Origin of the sequence: Ancylobacter vacuolatus (assembly GCF_030813595.1) — a bacterium.
GTDB lineage: Bacteria > Pseudomonadota > Alphaproteobacteria > Rhizobiales > Xanthobacteraceae > Ancylobacter > Ancylobacter vacuolatus.
This window is the reverse complement of the sequence record NZ_JAUSUH010000002.1, coordinates 91,980-112,592: the sequence shown is the minus strand read 5'-3', so window position 1 is coordinate 112,592 and position 20,613 is coordinate 91,980. Positions and strand designations below refer to the sequence as shown.

Annotated in this window: 19 protein-coding genes; 12 read left to right on the top strand and 7 right to left on the bottom strand. The window is 69.3% G+C overall.

What is annotated here, in order from left to right; genetic code table 11:
* Positions 1–51: 51 nt before the first annotated feature.
* The 5 genes from J2S76_RS04505 to J2S76_RS04485 all read right to left on the bottom strand — a co-directional run bounded on the left by J2S76_RS04505 (position 52) and on the right by J2S76_RS04485 (position 4,972).
* Positions 52–729 (bottom strand): LON peptidase substrate-binding domain-containing protein, encoded by a 678-nt coding sequence (locus J2S76_RS04505; RefSeq protein WP_307057930.1) that lies wholly within the window; start codon positions 727–729, stop codon positions 52–54.
* Between the two features lie 74 nt (positions 730–803).
* Positions 804–1,730, bottom strand: a complete 927-nt coding sequence (gene trxA / locus J2S76_RS04500; protein ID WP_307057927.1) for a thioredoxin — start codon at positions 1,728–1,730, stop codon at positions 804–806.
* A 71-nt stretch (positions 1,731–1,801) separates the two neighbouring features.
* Positions 1,802–2,335, bottom strand: coding sequence for a prolyl-tRNA synthetase associated domain-containing protein (locus J2S76_RS04495; RefSeq protein ID WP_307057925.1), 534 nt, complete (start codon positions 2,333–2,335; stop codon positions 1,802–1,804).
* A gap of 88 nt (positions 2,336–2,423) precedes the next feature.
* Positions 2,424–3,542: an alginate O-acetyltransferase AlgX-related protein gene (locus J2S76_RS04490; RefSeq protein ID WP_307057923.1), complete on the bottom strand. Its 1,119-nt coding sequence runs from the start codon at positions 3,540–3,542 to the stop codon at positions 2,424–2,426.
* Positions 3,543–3,556: 14 nt separating this feature from the next.
* Positions 3,557–4,972: an MBOAT family O-acyltransferase gene (locus tag J2S76_RS04485; RefSeq protein ID WP_307057921.1), complete on the bottom strand. Its 1,416-nt coding sequence runs from the start codon at positions 4,970–4,972 to the stop codon at positions 3,557–3,559.
* A 237-nt stretch (positions 4,973–5,209) separates the two neighbouring features.
* On the opposite strand from J2S76_RS04485, the gene J2S76_RS04480 reads away from it, so the two are divergent.
* A complete protein-coding gene (locus J2S76_RS04480) occupies positions 5,210–6,013 on the top strand; it encodes a gamma-glutamyl-gamma-aminobutyrate hydrolase family protein (RefSeq protein ID WP_307057920.1) in 804 nt (267 codons plus the stop codon).
* Between the two features lie 161 nt (positions 6,014–6,174).
* On the opposite strand, the gene J2S76_RS04475 is transcribed toward J2S76_RS04480, so the two are convergent.
* Entirely contained in the window at positions 6,175–6,849 is a 675-nt protein-coding gene (locus J2S76_RS04475; protein WP_307057918.1) for a GntR family transcriptional regulator, read from the bottom strand.
* 110 nt (positions 6,850–6,959) lie between these two features.
* Between J2S76_RS04475 and J2S76_RS04470 the strand changes: the two genes are divergently transcribed.
* Positions 6,960–7,187: a Trm112 family protein gene (locus tag J2S76_RS04470; protein ID WP_018388162.1), complete on the top strand. Its 228-nt coding sequence runs from the start codon at positions 6,960–6,962 to the stop codon at positions 7,185–7,187.
* 3 nt (positions 7,188–7,190) lie between these two features.
* On the opposite strand, the gene J2S76_RS04465 is transcribed toward J2S76_RS04470, so the two are convergent.
* A complete protein-coding gene (locus J2S76_RS04465; RefSeq protein ID WP_307057915.1) occupies positions 7,191–8,423 on the bottom strand; it encodes a ubiquinone biosynthesis hydroxylase in 1,233 nt (410 codons plus the stop codon).
* Positions 8,424–8,591: 168 nt separating this feature from the next.
* Between J2S76_RS04465 and J2S76_RS04460 the strand changes: the two genes are divergently transcribed.
* From J2S76_RS04460 to lysA, 10 genes are all read left to right on the top strand, one after another.
* Complete coding sequence (locus J2S76_RS04460) at positions 8,592–9,482, top strand: acyl-CoA thioesterase (protein WP_307057913.1); 891 nt, start codon at positions 8,592–8,594, stop codon at positions 9,480–9,482.
* 296 nt (positions 9,483–9,778) lie between these two features.
* Entirely contained in the window at positions 9,779–10,117 is a 339-nt protein-coding gene (locus J2S76_RS04455; protein ID WP_013168191.1) for a P-II family nitrogen regulator, read from the top strand.
* Positions 10,118–10,168: 51 nt separating this feature from the next.
* Positions 10,169–11,536: an ammonium transporter gene (locus tag J2S76_RS04450; RefSeq protein WP_307057910.1), complete on the top strand. Its 1,368-nt coding sequence runs from the start codon at positions 10,169–10,171 to the stop codon at positions 11,534–11,536.
* A 326-nt stretch (positions 11,537–11,862) separates the two neighbouring features.
* The gene (locus tag J2S76_RS04445; RefSeq protein ID WP_307057909.1) at positions 11,863–12,792 is read left to right on the top strand and encodes a dihydrodipicolinate synthase family protein; all 930 of its coding nucleotides are present in this window, start codon (positions 11,863–11,865) and stop codon (positions 12,790–12,792) included.
* 88 nt (positions 12,793–12,880) lie between these two features.
* Positions 12,881–14,194, top strand: a complete 1,314-nt coding sequence (locus tag J2S76_RS04440; protein WP_307057907.1) for an aminotransferase class I/II-fold pyridoxal phosphate-dependent enzyme — start codon at positions 12,881–12,883, stop codon at positions 14,192–14,194.
* A gap of 227 nt (positions 14,195–14,421) precedes the next feature.
* A complete protein-coding gene (locus J2S76_RS04435) occupies positions 14,422–16,911 on the top strand; it encodes a DNA translocase FtsK (protein WP_307059115.1) in 2,490 nt (829 codons plus the stop codon).
* Positions 16,912–17,092: 181 nt separating this feature from the next.
* Complete coding sequence (locus tag J2S76_RS04430) at positions 17,093–17,854, top strand: outer-membrane lipoprotein carrier protein LolA (protein WP_307057905.1); 762 nt, start codon at positions 17,093–17,095, stop codon at positions 17,852–17,854.
* Between the two features lie 299 nt (positions 17,855–18,153).
* The gene (locus J2S76_RS04425) at positions 18,154–18,972 is read left to right on the top strand and encodes an exodeoxyribonuclease III (protein ID WP_307057903.1); all 819 of its coding nucleotides are present in this window, start codon (positions 18,154–18,156) and stop codon (positions 18,970–18,972) included.
* An 89-nt stretch (positions 18,973–19,061) separates the two neighbouring features.
* Positions 19,062–19,271, top strand: a complete 210-nt coding sequence (gene lptM, locus J2S76_RS04420) for an LPS translocon maturation chaperone LptM (protein ID WP_307057901.1) — start codon at positions 19,062–19,064, stop codon at positions 19,269–19,271.
* A gap of 13 nt (positions 19,272–19,284) precedes the next feature.
* Complete coding sequence (gene lysA / locus J2S76_RS04415) at positions 19,285–20,553, top strand: diaminopimelate decarboxylase (protein ID WP_307057899.1); 1,269 nt, start codon at positions 19,285–19,287, stop codon at positions 20,551–20,553.
* The last annotated feature ends 60 nt before the right edge of the window (positions 20,554–20,613 follow it).

The window sequence follows — 20,613 nt, the reverse complement described above, 5'->3', positions numbered from 1 at the left end:
GCTTGGCCCGGCCATCCATGCCTTTGCTCGCCGGCAAGGTGCGCCCGCCCGCTATTGCAGCGTGCCGTCGCCCTCGCCGCCGGTGCGGGCCATCGTCATCTGGGTGACGGCGATCAGCATTTCGGCGCGCGAGGCGAGGCTGGGCGCTTCCAGCAGCGCCTGCTTCTCGCGCGGGCCGAAGGGCGCCATCATGGCAAGCGCGTTGACCAGCGCCTCGTTCGGCGCGTCCTTGATGCTCTTCCAGTCCGCTTCCAGCCGGTTGGCGTCGAGATAATCGGCCAGCGTGCGTAACAACGTGCCGCGATCCACCGCCTCGGCGCCGGCATTGGGGGTGAAATCGGCGCGGAAGGGCTCATAGTCGACCTTGGCCTGCCGGAACGGCGTGCCGGAATCGACCTCCGCCACCACCTTGAACCGGGCAATGCCGCTCAGATTCAACAGATAGCGCCCGTCGCCGCTCTCGGCGATCTCGGTGATGCGGCCGACGCAGCCGACCGCGACGATTTCCGGCGCGCCGGGCACGGCGAGCGCGGGCTGATCCAGCGCGGTCTGGATGATGCCGATCAGCCGGTTGCCGGCCAGAGCGGCGTCGATCATCGCGACATAGCGCGGCTCGAACACGTTGAGCGGCAGCTGGCAGCGCGGCAGCAGCAGCGCGCCCTCCAGCGGGAAGAGCGGGATGATGGGCGCCAGCTCGGACGGGTCGGTATAGGGTTTGTTGATCGCCATTACGTTCCTTGCGCGACTTGTGGCGCGACTTCTGGCGCGACTTTTGGCGGTGGCGGGGGGCACCCCCGCCGGCGTCAGGCGAAGAGCAGAGAGGACAGGCGGCGGCGGCCGGCGAGGGTGTGCTCGTCGGTCGGCCCCCAGGCTTCGAAGAACTGCACCAGCTGCTTGCGCGCGCCGTCCTCGTTCCAGGCGCGGTCCTTGCGGACGATGGAGAGCAGATGGTCGACCGCCTCCTCGCGCTTGCCCCGGGCGCTCAGCGCCACGGCGAGATCGAAGCGGGCCTGGTGGTCGAGCGGGTTGGCGGCGACCTTGGCCTCCAGCTCCTTCACGTCGCCGAGCGCGCTTGCCGCCTCTTCCAGATCGATGGCGGCGCGGACGGCGGTGAGGGCGCTGTCATTGGCGGCCGCCTCGGGCGCCAGAGCGAGGGTGGCCCTCGCCTGTTCGAGATTGCCGGCGGCAAGCTCGGTGCGGGCAAGGCCGGCAATGGCGGCGAGATTGGCCGGCTCCTCGCCCAGAACGGCGGCGAAGATTTCCGCCGCGCCGACAAGATCGCCCTCGGCCAGGGCCGCCTCGCCGCTGGCGAGGATATCCGCGATGTCGTTGCCCCCGCCCGCGGCAGCGACGAGCTTGTCGACCAGCGCCTTGATCTGCGCCTCCGGCTGCGCGCCCATGAAGCCGTCGACCGGCTGGCCGTTGACGAAGGCATAGACGGTGGGCAGCGACTGGATGCCGAGCTGCTGGGCGACGGCGGGGTGCTCGTCCGTGTTCATCTTGGCGAGGCGGACCTTGCCCTTGGCCGCGCGCACCACCTTCTCGATGACAGGGGTCAGCTGGCGGCACGGGCCGCACCAGGGGGCCCAGAAATCGACCAGCACCGGGCGCTGGCGCGATTCCTCGACCACGTCCTTCATGAAGCTCTTGGTGGTGACATCCATCACCACATCGTCACCGCCCGGCGCGTCGCCCTTGCCGGCGGGGGAGGAGGGCTGGTTCAGCAACATGGGTCGTCCTCGCAATAGGGCTGTGCTCGGCGTCTAAAATGGTCTGCCGCGCCGCGAATGCAACGGGGCGTTCAGCTCTCGGCGGTGGCGGGCTCCCCCGCCTCGCTGCGCCGGGGTACCGCCAGCACCAGCGGCTCATGCCCGGTGGCGCGCAGGAAGCGGACGAGGTCGGCGCTGGCAAGGGTGGTGGTGGCGGTGTTGACCAGCGGATGGCAATTGATCGCCTCATGCGCCATCAGCTCGGCGTCGAGCACGACGGTGACGCGGCCCTGCGTATCATTGACCGGGCCGAAGGCGGTAACGGCGCCGGGCTTCACGCCCAGCACCTCTTCCAAGAGCTCGGCGCTGCCGAAGGAGAGCTTGCTCGCCGCGCCCAGCGGCACGTGCAGATTCTTGAGGTCGACCCGTGTCTCCTCCTCGACCACGACGAGGAACAGGTTCCCCTTCTTGTCCTTGAGGAACAGGTTCTTGGTGTGGCCGCCGGCAATGTCGCCGCGCAGGGCCTGCGAATCCTCCACCGTGAACAGCGGCGGATGCTCGACGGTGCGCGTGGGAATTCCGAGTTCGGCGAGCCGGGCGAGGAGGTCGTCGCGGGAGAGGGGCATGGCGGTGATCCGGCCTGAAAAGCTGCCGCGTTTTAGAGCCGGGCGGCGTGAAGAGGCAAGGGTTGGAGGCAAGGGCGGGAGGTCGGCGTCACCCGCCGGCGGGCAGCGGCGTGCGGCTCCAGTTCTTGCAGGTGAGGAAGCGTTCGGTCGGGGCGTAGATCAATATGTCGGGCTTGAAGCGATCGATGATGCCCTGGTCGAACTCGCAGGCGGCATGGTGGATCCACACCGCCGCCGAGGCGCGATAGACCAGCGGATTGTACCAGAAGCCCTGGGTGAAGGAATCCCCCACCACCATGATGCGCGGCCCGGCATGGCCGGTGGCGAAGGCGTGGAAGCCGTAATCGTCCTTTTCCGGCGGCGGCGCGGTGACGATGCCGGTCAGCGGCGTGGTCTCATGCGGGCCGGCCAGCGGCGGCTTCCAGACATATTCGACATCGGGCGGCTCGCGGCTGGTGATGCCGGCGACGGTGAGCAGATCGCCGCTCGTGCGTATCCGGGTGGCGCCGAAGGCTTCCGATTCCGGGATGGCCAGCTGCGGCCGTCCCGCCGCCGCCATGACGGCGTTGAACGCCGCCAGCGCCGCGCGCGCGTTCCAATGGGTGTCGTAGCGGTAATAGATCGGGCCCTGCGTCGCGGCCTCGGCGAGGAAGGGGCGCAGATCGACGAAGGTGATGCCGTCCCGCTTCATCCGCGCGGCGACGAGGTCATATTCGCTGCGCGCCTGCCGCTGCTGGCGGATATAGTCCGGCAGCATCTCGAAGCGGGCGGTATGGGCGTTGGGCGCCAGGGTGAGAACGAAGGTGCCGCCGATGGCCGCCATCTTCGCCTTCAGCTCGCGGGCGAGAATGGCCAGCCGTTCCACCGCCTGCGGGCGCACCAGCTGGCCGATGGACTGCTCCAGCGCGTTGTCGTCGCGCAGGAACAGGCTGCCATCCGTGCCATCCAGCACGCGCGTGCCCGGCGCCGAGCCGATGAAGCGCAGATAGCGGCGATGCGCGGCCAGCACCGGGCCCCGGAAGCCGAAGGAATTGTTGATGTAGGGGTCGAGCCGCTCGGAGGCGTGCACCCACCAGCGCGCTTCCGGGGCCAGCACGGTGCGGATCGGCCCCGGCAGGTCGGGCAGCAGCAGGCCGAGCGCGGGCAAGGCGAGGAGGGCGACGAAGACGAACGCCCACCAGCGGCGGAAAGCCATGAGCAGCGCCATCGTCCTCGCTCCCCTCAGAACCGGAAATACAGGAAGGGCGAATAGGTCGCCGCCCCCACCGACAGGATGCACAGCACGAACAGCAGCGCCATCAGCACCGTGTCGGTGATGCCGAACAGGGTGCGGCGCGCGCGCTCGGAGAGCCGCTTCGGGCGCGGCTGAGGCAGGCCGAACATGGCGAGCGGCCAGGCCAGCACCATGATGACGATCGTCACCGGCTCCAGATCGGCCAGAAGATTGACCGAGAGCGGGCCCACCCCGTTGAGGCCGGCAAGGCCGGCGAACAGGTCGATCGCCTGCGGCAGGCTCTCCGCCCGGAACCAGACCCAACCGGTGAGCACCACCAGCAGCACATAGGCGTGGTTCACTAGGCGCGGCGCGGCGCGCAGGGCGGCGCCGACGCGGGTGCGCTCCAGCACCAGGAAGCTGCCGTGATGGACGCCCCAGATGACGAAGGTCCAGCTCGCCCCGTGCCACAGGCCGCAGAGCAGGAACACGGTCCAGAGATTCAGCGCCGTGTAGACATGGCCGCGCCGGTTGCCGCCGAGCGGGATGTAGACATAGTCGCGGAACCAGCTCGACAGGCTCATATGCCAGCGGCGCCAGAAATCGGTGATCGACAGCGCGCCATAGGGCAGATTGAAGTTGCGCGGGAATTTCAGCCCCATCGCGATGGCGAGGCCGATCGCCATGTTGGAATAGCCGCCGAAGTCGAAATAGATCTGCAGCGCATAGGCGCAGACCCCGATCCAGGCCTCGCCCAGGCTCGGGGCGGTGGTGTTGTCGAACACCACGGCAACCAGCGGCGCCACCTCGTCGGCGATCAGCACCTTCCAGGACAGGCCGATGACGAAGATGCGCAGCCCGGCCGACACCCGCCCGAGCGTGGTGCGCCGCGCGCGGATGCGGTGCGCGATGGTGGAGTAGCGCACGATCGGGCCGGCGACGAGCTGCGGGAACATGGTGATGTAGACCGCGATCTCCTCGAAGCGGCCATTGGCCCGCGCCTTCCCGCGATAGATGTCGACGAGATAGGAGATGGCGTGGAAGGTGAAGAAGGAGATGCCGAGCGGCAGTGGCAGATGCACCACCGGCAGCTGGGCGCCGGCCGGCAGCAGCAGGTTGATGTTTTCGGCGAGGAAGCCGGCATATTTGAAGGCGATCAGGCCGGACAGGTTCAGCGCCACCGCCAGCCCCAGCATGCGCAGCCGCCAGGGCCCGGTGCGGGTGTCGATCAGCAGGGCGAAGGCGTAGTTGGCGACGATGGACACCGCCAGCACCATCACATTGGCCAGCCCGCCCCAGGCATAGAACACCAGCGAGAACGCCAGCAGCACCAGGTTGCGCGCCCGCAGCCCCGGTGTGGCGAAATAGCAGATCAGGAACGCCGGCAGGAAATAGAAGAGGAAGGTGACGGACGAAAAAACCATGAGCTTCCGGCGGCGGCCTGCGGGCGGAGGGGTGGCCCTTCATACACGAAGAATCATCCGCGGAAACGCTTGGAGTCGGGCTGTCCCGGCGGCAGCGGCGATCGGGCGCAAGGCGAGGGGCGTCGTCGGCTCTCGCGCCGGCCTGCGCGCCCTGTGCAAGGCGGGCCTGCGCGCGGGTACCGTTGACAGCCGGCGGGGGCGGGCGCCACATCTGGCGGGCAGAGCGCAGGAGACAGCATGCGTCCGGTCATCGGAGTGATCAGCGACGTGAAGGCCAAGGACGGGCAGGTCGTCCATGGCGTCACGGAAAAATACATCTACGCGGTGGCGCGCGGCGCCCAGGCGATGCCGGTGCTTATTCCCGGCACCATTTCGGCGGTGGATGCCGAGATGGCGCCGGAGCGGATCGTGGTCGACGAGATCCTCGATTTCGTCGATGCGCTGTTCCTGCCGGGCAGCCCGTCCAATGTCGGGCCGCAGCATTATGGCGACGTGCCGCACGACCCGCCGCTGCCGGCCGACCCGCACCGCGACGACATCTCGCTGCCGCTGATCCGCGCGGCGCTGGAGCGCGGCGTGCCGCTGTTCGGCGTGTGCCGGGGGTTTCAGGAAATGAATGTCGCGCTCGGCGGCACGCTGTTCCAGAAGCTCTACCAGCAGCCCGGCCGCTTCGACCATCGCGAGGATTCCAGCCTTGCGCTTGAGGGCCAGTACGCCCCCGTTCACGAGGTGAACCTGGCGCCGGACGGCCTGCTGGCGAGCCTCGCCGGCGCCAGCAGCTGGCGGGTGAACTCGCTGCACGGGCAGGGCGTGGCGACGCTCGCGCCCGGCGTGGTGGTGGAAGCGCAGGCCGAGGACGGCACCATCGAGGCCTTCCGCGTGCCGGACGCGCCGGGCTTCAACCTGGCGATCCAGTGGCACCCGGAATGGCGCTTCTGGCAGGACAAGCTCTCCAGCGGCGTCTTCACCGCCTTCGGCGCTGCCGCCCGGCTGGCGGCCGAGCGCCGGCGGACCGGGGCGAAGCTGAAGGCCGTGGGCTGAGCCTTCGCTGTTAGATCGTCATCCCGGACGGCCGCAGGCCGATCCGGAATCGTTACCAGACGGAGAGCGATGCCGGCGCTGCGGCTGCGCCTTCGGCCGGGATGACGGCCAGTGGAGCGTCATCCCGGGGCGGGACGGTGTGTTGGGGTGTGGGGCGATACCTACCCCAGCTGTGCCAGCAAATGGCCGATGCCGTCGCGGATGTCGGCCTCGATGGCGCGGCGCAGCGCCGCCTCGTCGCGCGCCCGCAGGGCGGCGAGGGCCTGCGCGTGGCGGTCCACCGGGTAATGGGTCTCCAAATCGGCCAGCGCCATCCGCATGAACGGGCCGATCTGCAGCCAGACCGATTCGATCAGCGGCAGCAGCACATTGTCCGCCCGCCCGCCATAGAGCGCGCCATGGAAGGCGAGGTTGGTCTCGATCATCGCCTCGGTATCGCCGGCCGCCACGGCGGCATCGGAATCCGCATCGAGCGCGTCGAGCCGGGCGATGAAGGCAGCATCGGCGCCTGCCAGCGCGCGCGCGGCGGCCTCGCATTCCAGCAAGGTGCGCGCTGTCATCAGCTCCTCGAAGCGGCGGACGGTCATCTCAGGCACCCGCACGCGGCGATTATCGAGCAGCACCAGCGCCCGCTCGGCCACCAGTCGGCGCAGTGCCTCGCGCACCGGCATGGAGGAGACGCCGAGCGCGTCCGCCAGCCCGCGGATTGTCACCGCCTTGCCGGGCGGGAAGCGGCCGGCCATGACGGAGCGCCGCAGCCGGCGAAACACCCATTGCTGCAAGGTCTCGCCATCAAGGCGCGGTTCCTGGGCGAGATCGAGCGCGGGAGAGTCCATTGGTCCGTGCGGCTGGCGGGTGAGAGGCGACGACGTGAGAATGTCAGCTTGCTGCGCTATATAGCCGGAATACGTTTCCGTCGTTCGCGTAGATCGAGAGAACCCTGCCCATGGCCACCACCCCCGAATTTCCCGCCGCGCGCTCGGGCTATGAGATCGACCCGAAGCTGCTCGAACTCTTGGTCTGCCCCGTCACCAAGGGCCCGCTGGACTATGACCGGGCGGCGCACGAACTGGTGTCGCGCGCGGCACGTCTGGCCTACCCGATTCGCGACGGCATCCCCATCCTGCTCGCCGACGAGGCGCGCACGCTGACCGAGGAAGAAGCCGCCCGCTAGGCCCTATAGCGCCTCGCCGCGCAGCAGGCGGGGTGACTTCCCGCCAATGCCGGCGGCGTCGCGGATGAAGAAGCCCTTCAGGACAGGCAGCCGCTCAACGAGGCCGAGCCCGACATCGCGCACCAGCCGCACCGCGTCCGAGCGCAGGCCGAACAGCCGGTTCAGCCCGTCGGTGGCTGCGCCCATGGCCAGCGTGTCGAAGCGGCGCCAGCGCTGGTAGCGCTCCAGTACATCCGGCCCGCCAATGTCGAGGCCGAGCCGGGCGGCATCGGTGACCGCCTCGGCCAGCGCCGCTACGTCGCGCAGGCCCATATTGATGCCCTGGCCGGCAATGGGGTGGATGGTGTGGGCGGCATCGCCCACCAGTGCGAGGCGTTCACCGATGAAGGAACGCGCCATCTGGAAGCCGAGCGGAAACGCCTTCGGCTCGTCCAGGATCTCGATCTCGCCCAGCTCCAGCCCGAAGCGCTGTTCCAGCTCGTCCTGCAGCAGCACGCGGGGCAGCTTGAGCAGGCGCGCGGCGGTCTCGGTCGCCTCTGTCCAGACGATGGAGCAGCGATTGCCGGTGAGCGGCAGCATGGCGAAGGGCCCGGCCGGCAGGAAATGCTCGATCGCCTTGCCGCCATGCGGGCGTTCATGGCCGACCGTCATCACGATGGCCGACTGGTTGTAGGGCCAGCCGGTGACGCCGATGCCGGCCAGCGCGCGCAGCTTCGAGCGGCCGCCGTCGCAGGCGGCGAGCAGCGAGGCGGCGGCGTCCTCGCCATTGGCAAGGCGCAGCGCGGTGCGCGCCGGGCCGGGGGTGAAGCCGGCGATGCGGGTCGGCAGCAGGGCGATGCCGCGTTCGCGCGCCAGTTCGGTCATCGCGTCCTGCAGCACCGCATTGGGCAGCATATGGGCGAAGGGCTCGCCGGGCTCCACCTCGCCGTCAAAGGAGAGGAACACGGGGCGCGCGGCATCGCCGAGCTTGGAATCGGTGATTTCCATGGCGAGGATCGGCTGGGCCTCGCCTTCCACCCGCTCCCACACGCCCAGCGCCTCGAACAGGCGGCGGGCGCCGGCGGCGATGGCGGAGGCCCGCAAATCCGTGCTGGAAGGCCGGGGCGCGGCGAAGGCGGGATCGGCGATGGCGAGGCGGGCGCTGTCCCCCAGCCCCTGTCGCAGCGCCAAGGCGAGGGAAAGCCCGGCGAGCCCGCCGCCCGCCATCACCGCATCATATCGCTGGTCCCGTTGCATGGCACACCGCCTCCGCTCTCGACCATCCGCGCATTGTGCGCGCTCCCTCCTATGCCTTAGCTAGGCACCCCGGACAATGCGCCGGGGTGACGCCCCGCCATGTCCGCCGTCTTAGTGCCCGCCCGTCTCACTGTCCGCCGTCTCGTTCCACTGAGGAGCCGCTCGTCCATGACCAACAGCGCCGCCGAACTCGTCGCCCTGCTCGACCTGGAGCGGCTGGAGGACAACCTCTTCCGCGGCGACAACCCGCCGGAATCCTGGCCGTTCCGTGCTCGTGTGTTCGGCGGGCAGGTGCTGGCGCAGGCGCTGGTAGCGGCGCAGCGCACGGTGGACGCGGCGGGCGCCCACTCCATGCATGCCTATTTCCTGCTCGCCGGCGACCCGCGCGTGCCGATCATCTACGATGTCGAGCGGGTGCGCGACGGGCGCAGCTTCGCCACACGGCGCACGGTGGCGATCCAGCACGGGCGGCCGATCTTCATCATGTCGGTTTCCTTCCATCGCGAGGAGCCGGGGCTGGAGCACCAGCTCGATATCGACATGGTGGTGCCCTCGCCGGAGGAAGTGCCGGGCATTGGCGAACTGCCCGCCGAGGTGCTGGCCCGGCTGCCGGCGCCGGTGCTGGCCTATTGGCAGCGGCCGCGCCCGATCGAGCTCAAGCCGGTCGGGCTCGGCGAGACGGTCGCGGCGCCGCGCCGGGCGGTGTGGTTCCGCGCCAGCGGCGCGCTGCCGGACGAGGAGGGCCTGCACCGCGCCGTGCTCGCCTATGCGAGCGACATGACGCTGCTGGAGGCGACGACGGCACTGCACGGCACCAGCGTGCTCGGCGAGAGCCTGCAGGTCGCGAGCCTCGACCACGCATTGTGGCTGCACCGGCCGTTCCGCGCCGATGACTGGCTGCTTTACACGCAGGACAGCCCCAGTGCCGCCGGCGCGCGCGGCCTCGCACGGGGGCTGATCTACGACCGCGCCGGGCGGCTGGTCGCCTCGGTGGCGCAGGAAGGGCTGATCCGGCCGATGCGGCCTGCCGGGCCGCCTCCTGCGCAGGCATCTGCCTAAAAATTAGTCTTCATATGGCGATTATGCGGCGGTGACTCAGGAAGGGTCATCGGCGCGATCAAGAATTGAGCAAGCGGGCCATGTCGCACCGGCAGGACGCAGCGCCAGCGTGCGCCGCGCCGGGCCGCGCGCGGGGCGGGCATTTGCAGCGGAAGCGTTGATTCATCTCGGTTGGCACGCGAATTGATTCTCTCTTCGCGGCTTGACCGGGAGGCTGAAGGAATCAGCCTGGCCGAGTCCGACATGAAACGCCCAGAACCCCGCCAGCGGTTCGGGGCCAAGCGGGGACAGGAACCATGAAGATCGTCATGGCTATCATCAAGCCTTTCAAGCTTGAGGAAGTCCGGGATGCGCTCACTGGCATTGGTGTGCACGGACTGACCGTCACGGAGGTCAAGGGATATGGCCGGCAGAAGGGCCACACCGAGATCTACCGCGGCGCGGAATACGCGGTGAGCTTCCTGCCGAAGCTCAAGATCGAGGTCGCCGTGCCTTCCGATCAGGTTTCCAAGGTCATCGACGCGATTACCACCTCGGCCAAGACCGGCCAGATCGGCGACGGCAAGATCTTCGTCTACGCGATCGACCAGGCCGTGCGCATCCGCACCGGCGAAACCGACGCCGACGCGCTCTAAGCCCGCGACACTGATCCCGATATTTTCCGATTGCGACGGAGCATTGAACCCATGACGACCAAGAATTGGATACGCGCGGGCCTGCCTGCGCTGGCGACGACGGCGCTGTTCGCGGCCGCCGCTTTCGCCCAGGACAACCCGGCCACCGGCGCGGAAGCCACCGCCGAGGCCGCCGCCGCGGTCGTCGCCACCGTGGACAAGGGCGACGTCACCTGGATGATGGTTTCCTCCATCCTCGTGCTGTTCATGACCGTGCCGGGCCTGGCGCTGTTCTATGGCGGCCTGGTGCGCGCCAAGAACATGCTCTCCGTGCTGATGCAGGTCACGGTGATCGCCGCCGTGATGATGCTGATCTGGGTGTTCTACGGCTACTCGCTCGCCTTCACCGCCGGCAACGCCTTCATCGGCGGCTTCGACAAGGCCTTCCTCGCCGGCGTGACGACGGAGAGCCTGGCCGACACCTTCTCCAAGGGCGTGAAGATTCCGGAATATATCTTCATCGTGTTCCAGATGACCTTCTCGGCCATCACCCCCGCGCTCATCATCGGCGCCTTCGCCGAGCGCATGAAGTTCTCGGCCATCGTGCTGTTCAGCATCCTCTGGGTGACGTTCGTTTACTACCCGATCGCCCACATGGTGTGGTTCTCGGAAGGCTACCTGTTCGCCATGGGCGCGCTGGACTTCGCCGGCGGCACGGTGGTGCACATCAATGCCGGCATCGCCGGCCTGGTGGGCTGCATCATCATCGGCAAGCGCACCGGCTACGGCAAGGAACTGATGCCTCCCCACTCGCTGCCCTTCGCCATGGTTGGCGCCAGCGTCCTGTGGGTCGGCTGGTTCGGCTTCAATGCCGGTTCCAACCTCGAAGCCAATGCCGGCACCACGCTCGCCGTGATGAACACCTTCGTCGCCACCGCCGGCGCCATTGTCGGCTGGACGCTCATCGAATGGCTGGCCAAGGGCAAGCCCTCCATGCTCGGCGCGATCTCCGGCATGGTGGCCGGCCTCGTCGCCATCACCCCGGCTGCCGGCCTCTCGGGTCCGCTCGGCGCGATCGTGCTCGGCTTCGTCGCCTCGATCATCTGCTTCTTCTTCTGCACCACCATCAAGAACGCGCTGGGCTATGACGACAGCCTCGACGTGTTCGGCGTCCATGGCGTGGGCGGCATTGTCGGCGCCCTCGGCACCGGCATCGTCGTCGCCCCCGCCCTCGGCGGTCCCGGCGTCGCCGATTACGCGATGGGCCACCAGGTCTGGGTGCAGTTCCAGGCGGTGGCGATGACCCTCGTGTGGGGCGGCGTCGTCTCGGCGATCATCTACTACATCGTCAATGTCCTCGTCGGCCTGCGTCCGTCGGTGGAGAAGGAGCGCGAGGGTCTCGATATCGTCGAGCACGGCGAGCGCGCCTATCACAGCTGAGCGAGGCTTCGGCTTCGCTCCGGTGCGCGGGCCCGTCCCGCGCGTCGACCCTTCCAGGAACGGCGCACGGCGCCCCTTTGGCGCCGTTCTCCCCGGCCCGCACGCCGGTCCCCCGTTCCGCAGCCTCCCGCTGCCTCAAGGCCCCGGCATCCACCGGGGCCTTTTCTTTGGGCGTGAAATCAGAAGCGCACATTTTCGCGGCTGTGAGCCAACAACAAGACGGTTCTTTCCCGGCGGCGTCTGAGGCATCGTGGCGGGTGCTGCGGGTGACGCGCGGCGGCGGCCGCCGCCCCCGCACGCCCAGCCCCTGAACCGGAGCCCGACCCATGCCGCTCGACGCCACCGCCTCCGGCCTGTTTCCCATCGCCCCGACGCCCTTCACGCCGGACGGCGCCATCGACCACGGCTCGGTCGACACGCTGATCGCGCGCTATCTCGCCGCCGGCGCCACCGGCGTCACCGTGCTCGGCATCATGGGCGAGGCGCCTAAGCTGGAGCCGGAGGAGGCGCTGGCCCTCGCCGCGCGCTTCATCGAGGGGTTCGGCGCGCTGCCGGTGATCGTCGGCGTGTCGGCGCCGGGCTTTGCCGCCATGCGGGCGCTGGCCCGCGCGGTGATGGAGCGTGGCGCCGCCGGCGTGATGATCGCGCCCCCGCCCGCGCTGCGCACCGATGAGCAGATCACCGGCTACTACCGCCAGGCGGTTGAGGCGATCGGCGCCGACATTCCGTTCGTGATCCAGGACTACCCGCTCACCCTTTCCGTGCAGATGACGCCGAAGGTGATCCGCCAGATCGTCGAGGAGAACCCGTCCTGCGTGATGCTGAAGCATGAGGACTGGCCGGGGCTGGAGAAGATTTCGGCGCTGCGGGGCTTCCAGAGGGAGGGTACGCTGCGGCCGCTCTCCATCCTCACCGGCAATGGCGGCCTGTTCCTCGATTTCGAGATGGAGCGCGGGGCGGATGGCGCCATGACCGGCTATGCCTTCCCGGAAATGCTCGCGGATGTGGTGCGTTTGCAGAGGGAAGGCCGGCGCGAGGAGGCGCACGACCTGTTCGACGCGCATCTGCCGCTGCTGCGCTATGAGCAGCAGCCTGGAGTAGGGCTGGCGGTGCGCAAATATGTGCTGATGCGGCGCGGCTTCATCGCCTCGGACGCCCAGCGCAAGCCGGGCACGGCGCTGACCGCGGCGGCGCGCGGGGAAGTCGACTACCTGCTGTCCCGCCTCGCCCGGCACGATGAGCGGGCGCGGCTCTGAACCCGCGCCTCTTTTTGCGCGCGCAAGGCCCGGTTCCGCGGCCTCTTCATGCGCGCATGGTTAAGAACGCCTTTACCGCAGCCGGGCTATGCTGCCGCAAGAGGCCGCATTCCGTGGCCGAGGCGAGACGTTCCCCGTGCCTGACGCCCTCTCTCCCGCCGCCGTCGCGACCCCGGCAGCCGCCGCCCCCGATCCCGGGCCGGCGGCGCGCTCGCCCTTCGTGCGGCTGACCGAGCTGCTCGCCGATCTCGCCCCAGGCAAGCCGGCGCTGAGTCTGGCGGTCGGGGAGCCGCGCCATGCCATGCCGGGCTTTGTCGGCGACGTGCTGGCCGGCCATCTCGACGGCTTCGGCCGCTATCCCGCCGGCAAGGGTCTGCCCGAGTTCCGTCGCGCGGCCAGCGACTGGTTCGCCCGCCGCTACACGCTGGCGCGCGCCCCCGACCCGGAGCGCGAGGTGCTGGTGCTCAACGGTTCGCGCGAGGGGCTGTTCTTCGCCGCGCTGATGGCGCGCCGGCTGCTCTCGCCGCAAAAGCGCGCCCGCATTGGCGAGAGTGCCCCGGCGGTGCTGCTGCCCAACCCGTTCTATGCCGCCTATGGCGCCGGAGCGGAGGCCGCCGGGTGCGAGAGCGTCGACCTGCCGTTGCCGGCGCATGGCGGCTGGCTGCCCGACCTCGACGCGCTGACGCCGGAACTGCTGGACCGCGCGGTGGCGCTCTATTTCGCCTCCCCCGCCAACCCGCAGGGCACCATTGCCCCGCGCGCCTATCTCGAGCGGCTGGTGGCGCTGTGCCAGGCGCATGAGGTGATGGTGTTCGCTGACGAATGCTATTCCGAGATCTGGCTGGGCGAGGCGCCGCCGACCGGCATTCTTGAAGTGGCGGGACCGGATTTCGCCGGCGTGGTGACGTTCAACTCGCTGTCGAAGCGCTCCAGCCTGCCGGGGCTGCGCTGCGGCTTCTGCGCCGGCGAGGCGCGCTTCATCGAGGCCTTCGCCGATTTCCGCAATGTCGCCGCGCCGCAGGTGCCCGAGCCGCTGCAATGGGTCGGCATCGCCGCGCTGGGCGATGAGGTGCATGTGGCTGAGAGCCGCGAGCTCTACCGGGCGAAGTTCGACATCGCCGACGCGGTGCTGGGCGGGCATTTCGACTATCAGCGGCCCGATGGCGGCTTCTTCCTTTGGCTGAACGTCGCCGGGCTGCGCAGCGAAAGTTTCAGCGCCGGCGAAGCGGCGGCACGGCTGCTGTGGCGGCGCGAGGGGCTGCGCACCGTGCCCGGCGGCTATCTCTGCCGCAGCGGCGCGGACGGGCGCAATCCCGGCGCGGACTATTTGCGCATCGCCCTGGTGCAGGATCTGGCGACGACGCAGGAGGCGCTGCCGCGCCTTCTGGCCGGTCTGTCCTGAGCGGGGCGGGGCGTTTGGCGAGGCGGGGCAAGGACACGGGGCGCGATATGGGGACGCAGACATCGATGCGGACGCCTCGGCTGGAGGCCGCCCCTTCCCGTGCCGCCCGGCCAAGGCCGCGGGTCGACCCCGCCAGCAAGGGGGGCGGCGCGGCCGGCCCCGGCGGGCGGGCGCACCGGGCGGGCAAGAGCGCGCCGGGCGGGTTTCTGCCGGAGGAGGTGCGGGGCGTGCTCTCGCGCCGCACGGCGGAGCTGGTCGGCCTTGCCCTGCTGGGCCTGTGCGCGCTGATGCTGCTGGCCCTGGCCACCTGGTCGGCCGACGATCCCAGTTTCAGCCGCTCCAGCGCCGCGCCGCCGTCCAATCTCCTGAGCGTTCCCGGCGCGGTGTTCGCCGATGTGATGATGCAGCTGTTCGGCGTCGCCGCGCTGGCGGTGGTGCTGCCCGTCGGCATCTGGGGCTGGCTTCTCCTGACCCATCGCCATCCCGGGCGGCTGCGGGCGCGGCTGATCGCGCTGTTGGTAGGCATCGTGTTCGCGGCCGGCTTTGCCGCCTGCCTGCCGCGCTTCGGCGGCTGGCCGCTGCCAAGCGGGCTGGGCGGGGTGCTCGGCGAGTTCGTGCTGGCGGTGCCGGGCGCGCTGCGCAGCAGCTGGCTGACCAGCGCCGATTATGCGGTGGTCGGCATTGTCTGCCTCATCGGCGCGGCGCTCACCTTGCCACTGGCGGTCGGGTTCGGCCTGCGCGCCAATCCGGAGGAAGACCCGGACGAGGCCCGCCGCGCCCCGGCCGGCTTCGAGGATGACGAACCGGGCTGGCTGGCCTTCCTGCTGGGCATGATGACCCACGCCGCGCTGTCGCTGAAGGCGCGGCTGGCGCCCGGTGGCGGGCGTCGCGCCCGCCAGCCCCGCCCCGCGCGCCCCCTGTCGGAGCGGCTGCGCGAGAGCGTCGGCTTTGGCGGAGCGGAGGAGGACGACCTCGCCGCCCTGCGCGGTGGCCGGCACGAGCCGAGCTTCGGCCGGCGCGAGGTGTTTGACGAGGAGGAGGATGTCGCCGGCTTCGAGAGCGCCGATGACGACCTGCCCGACACGCTCGACGAGGATTTCGCCGCGCCGCCGCCCCCCCCGGCGCCGCGCGCGGCCAAGCGCCCGCCGCCGCTGCGCTCGATTCGCGGCGGGCGTGCCGCGCTGGAGGAGCAGCGCCGGCGCTATGCCCTGCCGGGGCTCGACCTGCTGGCGCCGCCGCCGCCGCGTAGCGGGCCGGCCCTCTCGCGCGAGGCGCTGGAGCAGAACGCCCGCGACCTTGAAGGCGTGCTGGACGATTTCGGCGTGCGCGGCGCCATCGTCAATTCCCGCCCCGGCCCCGTGGTGACGCTCTATGAACTGGAGCCGGCGCCCGGCATCAAGTCGAGCCGCGTCATCGGCCTCGCCGACGATATCGCCCGCTCGATGAGCGCGATTTCCGCCCGCGTGGCGGTGATTCCCGGCAAGAACGCCATCGGCATCGAATTGCCGAACCCCAAGCGCGACAAGGTGCTGCTGCGCGAGATCCTCGCCGCGCGCGATTTCGGCGAGGCGGCGCACAAGCTCGCCATCGCGCTCGGCAAGACCATTGGCGGCGAGCCGGTGATCGTCGATCTCGCCCGCATGCCGCATCTCTTGGTCGCCGGCACGACAGGCTCGGGCAAGTCGGTGGCGATCAACACCATGATCCTCAGCCTGCTGTACCGGCTGCGGCCGGAACAGTGCCGCTTGATCATGATCGACCCGAAGATGCTGGAACTGTCCACCTATGACGGCATCCCGCATCTGCTCACCCCCGTCGTCACCGATCCGAAGAAGGCGGTGGTGGCGCTGAAATGGGCGGTGCGGGAGATGGAGGAGCGCTACCGCAAGATGTCCAAGGTCGGCGTGCGCAGCATTGACGGCTTCAATGCCCGCATCGCCGAGGCGCAGGTCAAGGGCGAGCAGATCGTGCGCACCGTGCAGACCGGCTTCGACAAGGAGACGGGCGAGGCGATCTATGAGCGCGAGGAAATGGACCTCTCGCCGATCCCCTATATCGTGGTGGTGGTCGACGAGATGGCCGATCTGATGATGGTGGCGGGCAAGGATATCGAAGGCGCCATCCAGCGCCTGGCGCAGATGGCCCGCGCCGCCGGCATCCACCTCATCATGGCCACACAGCGGCCCTCGGTCGACGTCATCACCGGCACCATCAAGGCGAACTTCCCCACCCGCATCTCCTTCCAGGTGACCTCGAAGATCGATTCACGCACCATCCTCGGCGAGATGGGCGCCGAGCAGCTGCTGGGTCAGGGCGACATGCTCTACATGGCCGGCGGCGGGCGGATTTCCCGCGTCCACGGGCCGTTCGTCTCCGATCAGGAGGTCGAGCGCGTGGTGGAGCACCTGAAGGCGCAGGGCGCGCCCGATTATCTCGACGCGGTGACGGTCGATCTCGACAGCGAGGGCGAGGACGGCGCCGTCTTCGACAAGAGCGGCATGGGCGGGGAGGAGGGCGGCGACCTCTACTCCCAGGCCGTGGCGGTGGTGCTGCGCGACAAGAAATGCTCCACCTCCTATATCCAGCGCCGGCTACAGATCGGCTATAACCGCGCCGCCTCGCTGGTCGAGCGGATGGAGCGCGAGGGGCTGGTCGGCCCGGCCAACCATGCCGGCAAGCGCGAGATTCTGGTCGAGGGCGGCGGGGAGGGCTATTGAGCCGATGAGGGCCACTCCCCCCTTCCGCCGAGACGGCGCTGACGCAGCGTCCGGGCCACAGGATCGCCACAGCGGCGCGCTACCCGCTTCATTGACACCGACATGCGCCCCCGGTCGCTTTCGCGCCGCGCGCCCAGCCAGACGTGCGCCCCGCGAGACGTGCTCCAGCGAGATTTGCCCCATGCGCCCTATGTTCCGTATCCGCGCCACCGCCCTCCTGCTCCTGCCGGCGGTGTTCCTGCCCGCAGGGCTTGCGCTGGCGCAGGTGCCGCCGCCCTCCTTCGTGCCGGTGCCGCCGAAGAAGCCGGCGGCGCTGATGCGCACCGCTCAGGCCGGCCCTGCCGCTGCTTCGGGGGCCGCCGCGACCGCTGCTCCTGCCGCCAGTCCCGACATTCAGGTCGCCGCCGCGGCGAACCAGCGCGCGGCCAATGAGACGGTCCAGCGCATCAACGATTATTTCAACAGCTTCAAGACGATGATCGGCGATTTCGTGCAGGTCGATCCCAATGGCGACCGGCAGCAGGGCCAGTTCTACATCCTCAAGCCGGGCCGGGTGCTGTTTGAATATGAGGCGCCGAGCCGGATCGAGCTGGTGGCCGACGGGCGTTCGGTGGCGGTGCGCGACAAGAAGCTGAAGACGCAGGATATTTCGCCGCTTTCCGCCACGCCGCTGCGCTTCCTGCTGTCGGAGAACTTCAACCTCGCCCGCAACGCCAATGTGACCGGCGTCTACCAGGACGACATCTTCGCCACTGTTGTGATCGAGGAGAAGCAGCCCATGGTCGGCACCTACCGGCTGATGATCATGTTCGACGCCAAGACCATGCAGCTGAAGCAGTGGACCGTCACCGACCCGCAGGGCTACGACACCACGGTCGCGGTCTCCAACCTCGACACCTCGCAGCGGCCCGACCCGATGCTGTTCGTCATCAACCGGAATTGAGCGGGCGGAAGCCGTGTCCCGGACAAGCCGCGCGCAGCGCCGATCCGGGACGCACCGAACATGGCGTTAGATGACCGTCAGGACCGGGCTTGGCGCGGTCGTCCACTCGGCGCCGCTGCAAAAGCCGTGGATCCCCGGGTCAAGCCGGGGGATGATGGTGCGACGGCCGGGATCGCGGTGCGGCGCTCCCGCTGCGCCGGGACACGAGCGCGCGTGGGGATGGCGCGGCGCCCGTTCACCTTCGGCGGAACATGCTCTAGTGTCGCGGCCGATTCCCGCCCCGCGAAGGTTCCCCCGCTTTGCCGCTCTCCATCGCCACCTGGAACATCAATTCGGTGCGCCTGCGCATCGGGCTCGTCGCCAAGCTGGCCGAAGAGCACCAGCCGGACGTCATCTGCCTGCAGGAGACCAAGACGCCGGATGACCGCTTTCCGCTGAAGGAGGCGGCCAAGTTCGGCTATCCCCACGCCGCCATCCACGGCCAGAAGGGCTATCACGGCGTCGCCATCCTCTCGAAGCGGCCCTTCGAGGATGTGAGTCGGCAGGGCTTCTGCGACATGGGCGATGCCCGCCACATCTCGGTGGTGCTCGGCCGCGAGGCGGGGTTGGCGGCGCCGCTGACCATCCATAATTTCTACATCCCGGCCGGTGGCGACGTTCCTGACCCCGAGGTGAACGAGAAGTTCCGCCACAAGCTGGCCTTCCTCGACGAGGCGACTGCCTGGGAGCACCTGCACCCGCAGGACCCCACCGCGCGCTCGGTGCTGGTGGGCGATCTCAACATCGCCCCGCTGGAAGCGGATGTGTGGAGCCACAAGCAATTGCTCGACGTGGTCAGCCACACGCCTGTTGAGGTCGACAAGCTGGCGAAGCTGCAGGCGGCCGGCCAATGGGTGGACGTGATGCGCAATTTCATCCCGCCGCAGGAAAAGCTCTATACGTGGTGGAGCTACCGCGCGGCCGACTGGGCGGCGTCCAATCGGGGCCGGCGGCTCGACCATGTGTGGGCGACCCCGGCGCTGGCCCCCACCGCCCGGGCGCTCACCGTGCTGCGCGAGGCGCGGGGCTGGGAGCGCCCTTCCGATCATGTGCCCGTGATCGCCACCTTCGATGCCTGAGGCGCGAGGGCGCGCTGCGGGCTCGCCTTTCCGAAAGCGCCGTTATAGGTTGCCCCTGTTCATCACCTGACCCAGCCGAGGAAGCCTCCTTGTCCCGTGCTCTCTCCCGCCTGTGCCGCGTCCTTGGCCTTTCGCTCGCGCTCGGTGGCGCGCTGGCGCTGGGTGGCTGCGGCGTGAAAGGCCCGCTGGAGCCGCCGCCGAACTCGCCGCAGGCGCAGCCCGGTCCGGACGGCAAGGTGCCGAAGGATACCGGCCCGGTGAAGCCGAAGACGCCTTTCATCCTCGACGGCCTGCTCTGACCACCGAAGCGCCATGCATCATTTCGCCTATCGTGACGGCATCCTCCACGCCGAGGATGTAAGCCTTGTCGACATCGCGCGCGCGGTCGGCACGCCCTTCTACGCCTATTCCACCGCGACGCTGGAGCGGCACCACCGGGTGTTCACCGACGCCTTCGCCGACATGCGCACCACCCTCTGCTACGCGGTGAAGGCCAATTCCAACCAGGCGGTGATTCGCACCTTCGCCAAGCTGGGCGCCGGGGCCGACATCGTCTCCGGCGGCGAATTGAAGCGGGCGCTGGCGGCGGGTGTCGAGCCGCGCAAGATCGTGTTCTCCGGCGTCGGCAAGACGCGCGAGGAAATGGCGGCGGCGCTCGATGCCGGCATCATGTGCTTCAATGTGGAGAGCGAGCCGGAACTGCTGACCCTCTCCGAGGTGGCGGTGAGCCACGGGGTGGCGGCGCCGATCTCGATTCGCGTCAACCCGGACGTCGACGCCAAGACCCACCACAAGATCTCCACCGGCAAGTCCGACAACAAGTTCGGCATTCCGGTGTCGCGGGCGCGCGAGGTCTATCGCCACGCCGCCGCCCTGCCGGGGCTGCGCATTACCGGCGTCGACATGCATATCGGCAGCCAGATCACCGATCTCGGCCCGTTCGACAATGCCACCGCGCTGCTGGTGGAACTCGCCCGCGACCTGATGGCGGACGGGCATGCGCTGACCCATCTCGACCTCGGCGGCGGGCTCGGCGTGCCCTATGTCGCGGGCGAGGCGGAGCCGCCGCTGCCTTCCGCCTATGCGGCGCTGGTGAAGCGGCACACGCATAATCTCGGCCTCGGCCTCGTCTTCGAGGTCGGGCGCATGCTGGTGGCCAATGCCGGCATCCTCGTCACCCGCGTGCTCTATGTGAAGGAAGGCGAGGGCAAGCACTTCGTCATCGTCGACGCGGCGATGAACGATCTCATCCGCCCGACGCTGTACGACGCGCATCACGAAATCTTGCCCGTGCGCGAGGCGGTGCCCGGCGAGGGGCAGATGGTCGCGGATGTGGTCGGGCCGGTGTGCGAATCCGGCGATTTCCTGGCGCTGGGGCGGCGGCTGCCGGGGCTGAAGGCCGGCGATCTCATCGCGGTGATGACGGCGGGCGCCTATGGCGCGGTGCAGGCCTCCACCTACAATACGCGCCCACTGATCCCGGAAGTGCTGGCGAGAGGCGGGGAATTCGCGATTGTGCGGCCGCGCGTCGAGGTCGACGAGCTGATCGCCCTCGACCGGATTCCCGGCTGGCTGGCCTGATCACGGCAGATACCCGGCCGCCTTCTGCGCGGCCGGCGCGCTCTCACGAGGTGATGATGC

Bases quoted from the DNA above. Each gene is read 5' to 3' on its own strand.
- J2S76_RS04505 (WP_307057930.1), bottom strand. From the start codon at position 729: ATGGCGATCAACAAACCCTATACCGACCCGTCCGAGCTGGCGCCCATC.
- J2S76_RS04450 (WP_307057910.1), top strand. From the start codon at position 10,169: ATGACGACCAAGAATTGGATACGCGCGGGCCTGCCTGCGCTGGCGACG.
- J2S76_RS04455 (WP_013168191.1), top strand. From the start codon at position 9,779: ATGAAGATCGTCATGGCTATCATCAAGCCTTTCAAGCTTGAGGAAGTC.
- J2S76_RS04495 (WP_307057925.1), bottom strand. From the start codon at position 2,335: ATGCCCCTCTCCCGCGACGACCTCCTCGCCCGGCTCGCCGAACTCGGA.
- J2S76_RS04485 (WP_307057921.1), bottom strand. From the start codon at position 4,972: ATGGTTTTTTCGTCCGTCACCTTCCTCTTCTATTTCCTGCCGGCGTTC.
- lysA (WP_307057899.1), top strand. From the start codon at position 19,285: ATGCATCATTTCGCCTATCGTGACGGCATCCTCCACGCCGAGGATGTA.
- J2S76_RS04445 (WP_307057909.1), top strand. From the start codon at position 11,863: ATGCCGCTCGACGCCACCGCCTCCGGCCTGTTTCCCATCGCCCCGACG.
- J2S76_RS04465 (WP_307057915.1), bottom strand. From the start codon at position 8,423: ATGCAACGGGACCAGCGATATGATGCGGTGATGGCGGGCGGCGGGCTC.
- J2S76_RS04480 (WP_307057920.1), top strand. From the start codon at position 5,210: ATGCGTCCGGTCATCGGAGTGATCAGCGACGTGAAGGCCAAGGACGGG.
- trxA (WP_307057927.1), bottom strand. From the start codon at position 1,730: ATGTTGCTGAACCAGCCCTCCTCCCCCGCCGGCAAGGGCGACGCGCCG.
- J2S76_RS04475 (WP_307057918.1), bottom strand. From the start codon at position 6,849: ATGGACTCTCCCGCGCTCGATCTCGCCCAGGAACCGCGCCTTGATGGC.
- J2S76_RS04490 (WP_307057923.1), bottom strand. From the start codon at position 3,542: ATGGCGCTGCTCATGGCTTTCCGCCGCTGGTGGGCGTTCGTCTTCGTC.
- J2S76_RS04470 (WP_018388162.1), top strand. From the start codon at position 6,960: ATGGCCACCACCCCCGAATTTCCCGCCGCGCGCTCGGGCTATGAGATC.
- J2S76_RS04440 (WP_307057907.1), top strand. From the start codon at position 12,881: ATGCTGCCGCAAGAGGCCGCATTCCGTGGCCGAGGCGAGACGTTCCCC.
- J2S76_RS04460 (WP_307057913.1), top strand. From the start codon at position 8,592: ATGACCAACAGCGCCGCCGAACTCGTCGCCCTGCTCGACCTGGAGCGG.
- J2S76_RS04430 (WP_307057905.1), top strand. From the start codon at position 17,093: ATGCGCCCTATGTTCCGTATCCGCGCCACCGCCCTCCTGCTCCTGCCG.